This window comes from Paenibacillus sp. FSL H7-0326, assembly GCF_001955535.1.
GTDB classification, from domain to species: domain Bacteria; phylum Bacillota; class Bacilli; order Paenibacillales; family Paenibacillaceae; genus Paenibacillus; species Paenibacillus shunpengii.
Window position 1 is genome coordinate 2,071,259 of record NZ_MPVN01000001.1, and the last position, 11,329, is coordinate 2,082,587.

Here is an 11,329-nt window from a genome sequence, read left to right on the forward strand (position 1 = left end):
GGTGCGCGACGGACGGAATCAGTCAGTAATACAAAAAAGAAACCTTGAAAAGCACCAAGGCTATCAAGGTTAGATAAATTAGTCTTCACTACATGGATAATCTGTTTAGGAACTGTTTCAACAACCAGCACTTCCGAGAGATATAACTTAAGAAGCGTATGACGTTGTGTCAGGAAAAACTCCATCTCCTTCTTTGAGTATTCTAATTAGTTTTGATGCCGCTGAAAAATAATAGAAATTACTAGTCGTGCCCGGTACTTTTTCAATCTCCTCAGGTTCTGCACTAATTTTGTTTAGCCGTAACCTCCCCAAATTATTTTTATCAGGGCCAAATTTATACACTACAAACTCTTCAGTTTCTTCTTCTTTCACCAGCAAAACGTACGTAGCCAAACCTATCTCCTCCTCAATCTTCATATATACTATCCGACCAATTATAATACTTTTGAGCTTCCGCATGTCCTTTTTCATAGGTAGCCCCATGCTTTTTCATGTAATTAGATTCAAACAATTCGTGATTGAGCAAAAGGATGTCATTCTTATTGTAGTTTCCTTGCACCATTCTTTCCCATGCCATAGCTTGTTGATAATTTGGGTCAAACAATTTTACTTGTCCATTGTCAAACTTATGTTTTTCTATGAACAAATGATTCTTAATCTGCTGAATATCAGCTTCTTTCCAACCTGTATTCTTTGCAATATCACTGATATCATTCTTCATAGTTCTAAAGCTTGCATATTTATTATTTGCAATATCTTCTTGTTTCATATACTCAGGTATAGAAGTGAGTTTCACTTTAGGTATGTCTACATTATCAATCCGTTCACCTTTAGCATTATGTGTTGGGTTTGGCGTCCCATTTGGATGAAGATCACCTGTCCCCTCATTACTGTCCTTACGGCTACCACCATCTCCACCTGTATCAGGTTTACGATTAGGGCCTCCTCCCTTAATCCCAAGCTTTCCTACCAGAATCGAACCCAACATTACTCCTGCTTGTTCGCCAACAAAGTTAGCTTTTCCGGATGCGTTGACCTCCTCCTGTATTCCTTCCAAGAATGCTTCACGTTCTCCTTCATCCATAACCATGTTTTTGCCCCATGCAGCGAAACCAATTACATCTTCGGCGGTCCCTACAGTTGCATTGTAAGCCATGTCCCCTAACGTCCCGATGGGATTCTTTACAATGGCTGTTCCTGTATCTTTTAATGATTCGACTACGCTTCCTAGACCTTTTTTGAGTCCTCCTGCCAGATCCTTTGCGGTGTCCCCGACTTGATCCATAAACGATCTAGGAGGCTCACTGCTGCTTGTTGTGCTGAGTTTAGCGAACAACTCCATCCGCTGTTCACCCATAAACTCTTGCAGCTGATCCGCATTCATAAAGCGAACAGCAATACCCTTCAGTTCCTGACTGATCACATGCATACGCTCTATGGTTACATTCATCTGTTCATACGCTGTCTTAAAATCCGTTTGAAAAGCCGTCCCTCTCTGACCATACCAATTGGACATCAGCATAAAAATTTGCCGGAGAAGGTTCTCATTGATCATCTTTAGCTGGTTAGATGCATTGTCGAATTGATCAGATACCGATAGCAGCACATCTATAGGAACTTTGATTCTTGTCATAAGCTACCTCTCCATTTGATAGATAGTTATAATTTTACTTATATATCACCCTATGGAAAAGGTACCCATGTCCTTTCATTAATCACGTCGATTCATACGGAAGACCTTCATTAATGAGCAGGATGGCAAAATAACCCACGAAGCGTGGTGCGCGACGGACGGAGTTAGTAATACAAAAAAGAAACCTTGAAAAGCCCGCAGCCAGTCAAGGTTCAAATAATTTTAGATCTTCAAAAATTCCACACTAATTCGGTCAACCTGGAACTCTACAGCTTTGCCAATTAAATCAGGATAGTTAGCAAAATATTCGTCATCGTCGGAAATAACGATCCCTGCATCAATTGAATCTTCATTAAGAATACCACGAATATAATAATTATAGCTTGTACCGATTCGTTTAAGTTCTTTTTTACTATTACATATTTCACGAATTTCTAATCCATCTAATATCATAAATCCTATGGTAACAGGGTATTCTTTTCCTACTTCAATTTCATAAGGGCATATAAACGCAAATCCCGTAAACTCTATTCCTTGTACTTCGAGTGTAACTTCCTCTTCAATATGTGGGTCTAATCCTTTAACTAGAGCTATATACCTCATTATTGTTACCTCATTTCGCTAGAGTCCGTTTCGAAGAGAGCTTCCCTTTGGCCGAACCAATGCGACATGAGTAATGAAAATTCCCCGGAGCAGGCTCTCATTCACATTTCCAAGTTATGTACTATTCAGGTACTCCGATCGTAGTCATAACCAACCTCTCACGTCCTACAATGCCAAGTCTTAACATGTTAGAACTTTTCTATCTGAACATGAGATCTACTTTATCCTCTAAATTAAATTCTTCCTCACCAAGCTCTACTAAATAAGTATCATCATCTGTTGCAGGCTCAAACCCAAATCTGATTTTTGGTATGTTGAATTTATCTTTTATGACTGCAAGATATTCTAGTGTTTTTTAACTTTTTGTCTTACCTCTAAACTTTTACCTTCGTATAGTTCATTTTCCGAAAAATTAAATGTAACACCTCCTACATCCTCATTAAAGGAGAATATAATCATTACATCATTTAATTGGCTCCCTATTTCTAACTGTTTAAGATATACATTTCCCGTTCCAATCGGTGAGAGTACATCCGAGAAACTTTTAATTTGATAAAATTTAATATCTGAACCACTATTGTGGTCATAGAAATGGGATGACTTAACTTCAGACGAGCTAACTTCAAGTTCATTATATACTAACTTGTCTAACTCAACTTTTGGAAAGTCTTCTAGTATAATCTCCATATTTTCCAAAAATATCACTCCTCTTATTGATCAATAAAACCCTTAAATGTTCCGTCTTGATTAAGCCTTACTCCACGTCCATCAGCTAACTTCTTTTCTAGGAATGTGATTCCCCTACCGTTTGTAACTTCAATGAAATCTCCTGGGGCATCATGCCTTATCCTTTTCCGCTTCTTCGCCACTCGTAATATATTCTATATCTTCGTCTGTGATTTCGTTACCATCCGATACTGGATGTCCATTAGCATCTAACATACCCATCACTGTCTTATCTGGGTCTGATACTATTAGAGTATAATCCTCAAATAAAAATGGATTAGGCTCAAGATCAACCGTCACTCTCCAAGCTGGCCGTATATCATCATTCTCTCTATCATCCGGGTTTATCCTAAATGTATAGGCTTCATCAAAGAGTAAGCTTTCTGTTCGTTCATCAACCGTTCCATCTAATCCATGCTCTTGATGATATCTTTTAGCGAGATCAATGGCTTCTCTTGGGGTTAATACGGTATTTACCGTGATTTCTTCTAGTTTACGATGATGTCTTGGAAAATCTTCTTCTACAAATTCAATTATCTTATCAAGCTCTTCTTTAGTTCGATTGTATTTTCTCATTTCGGTTTCTCCTTTCATCTAAAAAGGATAATTGAGCTACTGAAGAAAATGAGCTCATCCGTCAGCGAGTTCAGCGGCTTGAATAGGAGATGACATTTCAAAGGTTCACGATTCGATCCACAAACCCATTATTTAAAGAGATATATTCCAATGATTCTTAATCCAATAGAGCAAAAACATGATCTCCCGTTCTAATCTTTGAGAAATTATCTGAATCATATACGGTTACTCCGATATTTATCATCCCAGATATATAAGTAGAGAGATTCATATTTTTCACTTTAAATTTTAATTCTTCATTTGTAGTTCTAACCATAATATGTTTTTCAGTGAGATTCGGTATATTTGAATGGTCAGAGGAGAATGATGAATCAGCGCCCCTCCAATAATACAGCCTAATTTTTCATGGTTTATACTGTATCCTACTTGCATAATATGTGTATAACTCATTGTTAGATCTCCTTATCTTTCAAAAATATCAAGTGATTCTTTGACATCTCTCAATTTTATTCCTTCATTCCGTAATCGCTGAATAGCATCTCTTGCAAGCATCATTCTTTCGGCTTGGCTTAACTCGGGTGCAAAGCGTGCTGCTCTCAACCTGGAACTTTACAGCTTTGCCAATTAAATCAGGATAGTTAGCAAAATATTCGTCATCGTCAGAAATAACGGTCCCTGCATCAATTGAATCTTCATTAAGAACACCACGAATATAATAATTATAGCTTGTACCGATTCGTTCAAGTTCTTTTTTACTATCACATAATTCACGAATTTCTAATCCTCTTGTGGGTCTAATCCTTTAACTCGAGCTATATACCTCATTTGTATTACCTCTTTTCATATTCCGCAAGTTAATTACAGTAAATAGAGTTAATGACGAGGGAAAGAGGTTCATTTAACACTAGGTCAGCTCTTCATCAACGCTGTTGTTTGAATCGATCTCTCAACGAAGCAATCTTATCAATTTCATATTGATAATTACATTTACCTTTAAAATACTCCTCCATACTTTTAAAAAATTCCTCTGCTCCATCTAATAAGGCTACAATCAATTCATTTTTGGGAAGTACAACTTTAAAGTGGTGCCTACCCTCTAACTCATACTGCACTTTATCCCTAGATATTGATTTAATCGTAGCTTTACAGGTTGATCGGGAAAGTAAGTCTCCCCTTCTCCTAAATTCATCAAATTTTCTATAACATTTAAAATATACGCCCATAATTGGTCAACTAAATCCCATAAGGTAACATCAAGTAAAGACTCTTGGAAATACTTTAAAGTAATTGCTCCATTCAAATATTTAAAATCTAATAAATCTTCGAGATTCAATATCTCAGGAGCATTTTTAATCTGGACAAAATATTCTTCGATATTAGATTCCAAAAGTGATAGGTCGTTAATTTTTCTGTCAGGTCTACTAATAAAGGTATTTACATGAAACAATTTGCTCACCTACTATTCAGGATAAAATTGACCAACTCTGCCTTTGTTAAAACCAACTACATACTCCACTCCATGATAACATTCCTTCCAGAAAAGTTTCTCGTTCTCCTTCATCCATATGCTGCTGATATACATCGAAAATTCTACATTTATAGAAAACATTCGTTTCACCACCTTTTATCCATTCCAGCATTTTTCTGTATTCTCGCAGTTGTTGAATTGTATCTCTGGTCTCAGTTTTCGGGCCATATGCTTTTTTGAATTTAATTAGCTTTTCTTTAGCCTCAATTCCCATCTCTATCATAAAACTAATAATACTCGTCAGATTTAAATTCCTAAAATTCCTATACTGAAATTTTATATACAATGCTATTCTATGATTAGGCTGAACAATACAAAATCAAATGTAATAATCTCAATAAAACGATATAATAATAAAAAACAAATATCTTTGCTATCAAAGAAGTAACCTCTAGTGATAGAGTTCTTAAACTATAAGGAGCAATAATTTATGAATACTTCTACACAATCATTTGATCATCTGATTAGAATAATCAATAAATCTGCAGGTACTATCCAACGTAATCGTGGTACTTACTTTGAACAGTTAGTACAGATATATTTGCAAAATGAACCAATTTACAAGAATCTATATTCTGATGTTTGGCAACTAAAAGATGTACCAGAAGAATATTGTATACCTAAGAAAGATACTGGCGTGGACTTGGTTGCCAAAAACCGTAATACAGGTGAACTAACTGCAATTCAAGCCAAATTTTATCAAGGAAAAGTCGGCAAGGCTGAAATCAATTCATTCATTGCAGAACTTGGTAAAAGTTATTATAGTGCGGGCATGATTGTTTCTACTACTGATGAGTGGAATCAAAATGCACTTGATACAGTTGATTCGCAAACCAAGCAAGTACAAAAAATTGGATTGTCTGACTTACGACACTCAAAAGTTGATTGGTCTTCTGTCGATTTTGAAAAACCAAAGGAAATTATTATAAAATGTCACAAAAAAACACGTGACTATCAAGACAAAGCAATTGACCTTGCGAAAGAATACTTTAAGACTCATGATCGAGGAATGCTTGTTATGGCACCAGGAACAGGCAAAACCTTTACCTCACTGAAAATGGTAGAGCAGTTTGCTAAAAATAGTAATCAAAAAGTTTATAACGTCTTGTATCTTGTACCGAGTATTCAACTCTTAACACAAACACTGTTTGGTTGGAATGCTGATAGTTCTGACGATTTCAATCTTAATTCATTTGCTGTTACATCCGATAGGAAAGCAACAAAGAAAAAAGCGAATGACGATGATGCTGATATCTTAGCAACCGATATTGGTTTCCCAGCTACTACGAATGCGGTTGAAGTTGTAAAAAATTATCATTCTTTGAAATACAAAGGAGACAAAGTGACGTTGAACGTCATCTTCAGTACTTATCAATCAATAGATGTCATTCATCAAGCGCAAGAACTTGGCTATCCTGAATTTGACTTTATTGTGTCAGATGAAGCACACAGAACAACAGGTTTTAAGGAACAAGGTCAAGAAGATAGTACTTTTACAAAAGTTCATAGCAACGCTATCGTTCAAGGTAAACTTAGACTTTACCAAACAGCAACACCAAAAATTTATTCAGATAATGCCAAATCAAAAGGCGTTGAAAAGTCTGTTGTTATCTCCTCTATGGATGATGAATCTATTTTTGGCAAAGAAATTTTCCGTCTAGGTTTTGGTGAAGCGGTTGGACGTGGCTATCTGACTGATTACAAAGTAATGGTCTTGACTGTTGAAGAAGAAGCTATGACCAAAAATTTGCAACAAACCCTTGCTGATTCTGAGAACGGATTAAATATAGACGATGTCGGACGTATTGTAGGAGTTTGGAATGGAATGATTAAACGCGAAGGTGCCACTGGTAAAGTTAGTGGTCAACCGATGAAACGTGCCATTTCATTCATTGATACCATCGCGAACTCGAAGAAAATTGCTGAAAAATTTAATTCCGTAGTGAATGAATATCTTGGTGATAGTGCTGAAGAAAGTTTCCAAATTGATGTTCGCCACGTTGATGGTAGTTTGAATGCTTTACAAAAGAAAGAAGCACTTGATTGGCTTGCTGGTGAAATTGATAATAATGAAGCTCGTGTCTTGTCCAATGTAAAATTTTTGACTGAAGGAATTGATGTTCCAAACCTCGATGGAGTTATCTTCTTTGCACCAAAAAAATCACAAGTTGATATTGTTCAAGCTGTTGGGCGCATCATGCGTAAATTTGATGGTAAGGAATACGGCTACATCATCTTACCAATCGTTATCCCTGCTGGTGTGACGCCTGAGAATGTTCTTGATGACAATAAGACTTATGCAGCTGTTTGGCAGGTATTAAATGCTTTGCGTGCTACTGATGAACGTTTTAACGCTATTGTTAATCAGTTACAGCTTAATAAAAAGAAACCAGGAAATATCAATATCATCAATCCAGGTAAAGGACGTCCAAGAAAACCGTATGTAGAGGGTGAGGATGGACAAGGTGTCGACGTAGAGCAACCAGTTCAAACAGAGTTACAACTTTGGGATGAGATTGAAGATGCAATTTTCGGTAAAATAGTCCAGAAAGTTGGAGATAGACGCTACCTTGAAGATTGGTCAAAAGACGTTAATGAAATTGCTAAACGTTATATCAGATGGATAAATGAACGACTTATTGATAAAGACAATCCTATCAAAACTGAATTTACTAAGTTTGTTCATGGCCTACAACATAATATCAACGAAAGTATTACACAAGATTCTGCTGTTGAAATGCTGGCCCAACATTTAATTACAAAACCAGTGTTTGAAGCTCTTTTTGACGAATATAGCTTTGTCAATAATAACCCTGTATCGCAAGCGATGGAAACCATTGTTATTGAATTGCAAAAAGCTGGCTTTGAGAAAGAACAAGAAAAACTCGCACCATTTTATGAATCTGTTAAATTACGTGCGAGTGGTGTTGATAATGCAGAGGGTAAACAAAAAATCATTATCACGCTTTACGATAAATTCTTCTCAACTGGTTTCAAATCAACTACTGATCGATTAGGAATTGTCTTCACGCCGATTGAAGTGGTGGACTTCATTGTTAAATCTGTTGATGACGTACTAAAAAAACATTTTAGCAAGTCTCTTGCCAGTCAAGGTGTCCATATCTTAGACCCGTTTACTGGAACAGGAACATTTATTGTCCGCACGCTATCTTATCTCAAAACACAAATGGATAAAGGCAACATTACACTTCCGGATATTACGCGTAAATACACGCGAGAACTTCACGCCAATGAAATTGTGCTTTTGAGTTATTACATTGCAGCTATTAATATTGAAGCAACTTTTGATGATATTAAAGGGGATGAACAAGGTTATGCACCGTTTGAAGGTATTGTTTTGACCGATACTTTTGAATCGACCGAAAAAGAAGACACGCTAGATGATAGCTTTTTTGGAATTAATGATGAGCGCTTGAAACGTCAACAGGAAGTACCAATAACAGCAATTATTGGTAACCCTCCATATTCTGCTGGTCAGAATTCTGGAAATGATGATGCTCAAAATTTGAAATATCCTAAATTAGATACAGCTGTTGAACGTACTTATGCAAAAAACTCAACGGCAGTAAATAAGACATCACTATATGATTCATATATTAAAGCAATTCGATGGTCATCTGATCGATTGAATCAGAATGGTGTTATTGGCTTTGTAACCAATGGACAATTTATTGATAGTCGTGCAGCTGATGGCCTCCGTAAATCACTTTACGAAGAATTCAATCATCTGTATATCTTTAATTTACGTGGTGACCAACGTACACAAGGTGAAACCTCACGCCGTGAGGGAGGTAAAATATTTGGGTCTGGTAGTCGTACGCCAATTGCGATCAGTATCCTTGTTAAAGATGGTAGTGGTGACCATAAATTACATTATCATGATATTGGGGACTATCTTAGCCGTGATGAGAAGCTTGCTATCTTGCGTAATAACCAATCTATTTTAGGTATTGATTGGCAGACAATTGTCCCTGATAAGAATAATGACTGGATTAACCAACGCGATGAGAATTATGACAAGTATTTGTCTATTGAAGAATTTTTCATAAATCGAGCAGCTGGTATAAAGACAAACCGTGATAGTTGGACATACAATTTTTCAGACAATGCGGTTAAGTCTAACTCTGAAAAGATGATTGCAAGGTATAATTCTGAAATAGATCGTTTATCAAATATTGCTAACATTGCCGAACGTCAAAGGAAAACAAACAAAGATGAATCTTATATTAAGTGGACTCGTGCACTGTTCCAACGCTTTGATAGGTCGGAGAAAATTGTAGCTGATGGTAAAGTAGTTGTAAGTATGTATCGTCCCTTTACTAAGAAATGGTTGTACTATAAGCGAGAGATCATTGAAAGTACTGGAAATATGAATAATATATTCAATAGGGAAAATATAGGAATTATTATTCAAGGTGCCGGAGAAAAATCAAGCTTTTCTGCTTTAATTACCAATGAAATCCCAAATTTTCATTATGTTGCTACAGGCAAAGGTTTTTATCTTAAGAATAATGATTTCGCTGGTTTGATTTCGGATGAATACAACGTCAGACATAAATTCGAATTGAACTCAGAAGATACTTTTTATTATATTTATGGTGTTTTCCACTCAACAGAATATCGTAAAAAGTACGCTAATGATTTACAAAAGGCATTACCTCGTATCCCTTTACTCAAAAATAAAGAAAAATATGTTGAAATCGGACGCAAACTTGCAAATTTGCATTTAAACTATGAAAACCAACCAAGTTGGGACGGCGTTGAAGTTCAAATCACAGGTCCCGAACTAAATTATCGTGTAAAGAAAATGAAACATCCAAGGAAAGGTATTTTGGATACGATTATTTTTAATGAAAATATCACGATTAAAAATATTCCTGAGGAAGCCTATGAGTATGTCAGCAACGGCCGTCCTGCGATTGAATGGATTATTGACCAGTATCAAGTGAAGAAAGATAATAAGTCAGGTATCACTGATGATCCGAATGAATTCAGTGATGATCCAAAGTATATTTTGAATTTGTTGCTGTCTGTGATTACGGTTAGTATGAAGACGATTGATTTAGTTGATCAGTTACCTAAGTTTGAGGTGGTTGATTATAATCAAACCAATCGTGCTGAAATTTATCCAATTGGGAATAATAATGATTTACCAATGGTCGCAGAAAAAAGTGAAAAGAAATATAAATAATTTAAAAACTGACCTGCCATAATTTTGGCAGGTCAGTTTTTATAATTAAATTGGGTGAAATTGGATAATTATTAATCCAATTTCACCCAATTTTACGTTAATTTTTCGACTTTGAATCACCGTTAAGGTTTCAAAGCACTTTTTTTACCTTTTGGAATTATAGATGATTATAGTTTTTAATTTATGTTTGATATAGAATTTTCATTTTTTCTTTTGGCTCTGATTCTGTTCTCATTAAAAAATTGCAATTCTATCCGAAATTATAAAACTAAGCATTTAATTGAATGGCTAGTCGTTATATTTATTTCAACTATTTCCTAAAATACTACATATCCATTCCTTTCCGAACATATAAAAATAAATCTTTTATATTAAAGGAACTTTCAGAAAAAATTTGCTATTAACAGTGCCGGAGAAGGTCCTCATTGATCATCTTGAGCTGGTTAGATGCATTGTCGAATTGATCAGATACCGATAGCAGCACATCTATAGGAACTTTGATTCTTGTCATAAGCTACCTCTCCATTTGATAGATAGTTATAATTTTACTTATATATCACCCTATGGAAAAGGTACCCATGTCCTTTCATTAATCATGTCGATTCATACGGAAGACCTTCATTAATGAGCAGATAATTGTTCGACAAAAGGGATATCCGCTGGAGCAAATGAATATCCCCCCATCTCTCCTACTTGGATCCATCTATATTCATCATGATCTGATAACTCAATCGTCCCTCCTCGCATGTTTGCCTTATATGCAACAAGTCGTATCGTCACCGTTTCATATGCATGCTCATTTACTGCAAAAAAAGCATATGGCTCAATTTCAATCTTCATCTCTTCCTGCAGCTCTCTTACTAAGCAATCCTCGGGCGATTCACCCGCTTCAATCTTGCCACCTGGGAACTCCCATAAACCCGCTTGAGACTTCCCTTCTCGTCTACGTGCGATGAGGATACGACCATCCATGTCTTCAATTATGGCTGCAGCTACTTCGATCATGTTGATCACCGTCCTAAAATTTTAGTACTACTGATATTTTACGGTA

The 11,329-nt window shown here is 36.0% G+C and carries 9 protein-coding genes; 1 reads left to right on the plus strand and 8 read right to left on the minus strand.

What is annotated here, in order from left to right; translation table 11 throughout:
* Positions 1-147: 147 nt before the first annotated feature.
* The 7 genes from BK126_RS09920 to BK126_RS09950 form a co-directional block, all read right to left on the minus strand.
* A complete protein-coding gene (locus tag BK126_RS09920) occupies positions 148-393 on the minus strand; it encodes a hypothetical protein (protein ID WP_076312364.1) in 246 nt (81 codons plus the stop codon).
* A 13-nt stretch (positions 394-406) separates the two neighbouring features.
* Positions 407-1,633, minus strand: coding sequence for a WXG100 family type VII secretion target (locus BK126_RS09925; RefSeq protein ID WP_076312365.1), 1,227 nt, complete (start codon positions 1,631-1,633; stop codon positions 407-409).
* A 222-nt stretch (positions 1,634-1,855) separates the two neighbouring features.
* Complete coding sequence (locus BK126_RS09930; protein ID WP_076312366.1) at positions 1,856-2,236, minus strand: hypothetical protein; 381 nt, start codon at positions 2,234-2,236, stop codon at positions 1,856-1,858.
* 345 nt (positions 2,237-2,581) lie between these two features.
* Positions 2,582-2,932, minus strand: coding sequence for a hypothetical protein (locus BK126_RS09935; RefSeq protein WP_256702765.1), 351 nt, complete (start codon positions 2,930-2,932; stop codon positions 2,582-2,584).
* A 141-nt stretch (positions 2,933-3,073) separates the two neighbouring features.
* The gene (locus BK126_RS09940) at positions 3,074-3,538 is read right to left on the minus strand and encodes a hypothetical protein (RefSeq protein WP_076312367.1); all 465 of its coding nucleotides are present in this window, start codon (positions 3,536-3,538) and stop codon (positions 3,074-3,076) included.
* A 1,096-nt stretch (positions 3,539-4,634) separates the two neighbouring features.
* Positions 4,635-4,985, minus strand: a complete 351-nt coding sequence (locus BK126_RS09945) for a hypothetical protein (RefSeq protein WP_083655791.1) — start codon at positions 4,983-4,985, stop codon at positions 4,635-4,637.
* A 46-nt stretch (positions 4,986-5,031) separates the two neighbouring features.
* A complete protein-coding gene (locus BK126_RS09950; protein ID WP_076312368.1) occupies positions 5,032-5,289 on the minus strand; it encodes a hypothetical protein in 258 nt (85 codons plus the stop codon).
* A gap of 207 nt (positions 5,290-5,496) precedes the next feature.
* Between BK126_RS09950 and BK126_RS09955 the strand changes: the two genes are divergently transcribed.
* Positions 5,497-10,278 carry a DEAD/DEAH box helicase gene (locus BK126_RS09955; RefSeq protein ID WP_083655792.1) on the plus strand — a complete coding sequence of 1,594 codons (4,782 nt, stop codon included), beginning with the start codon at positions 5,497-5,499 and terminating at the stop codon, positions 10,276-10,278.
* Positions 10,279-10,899: 621 nt separating this feature from the next.
* On the opposite strand, the gene mutT is transcribed toward BK126_RS09955, so the two are convergent.
* Entirely contained in the window at positions 10,900-11,283 is a 384-nt protein-coding gene (mutT, locus tag BK126_RS09960; protein WP_076312369.1) for an 8-oxo-dGTP diphosphatase MutT, read from the minus strand.
* Between the last annotated feature and the right edge of the window lie 46 nt (positions 11,284-11,329).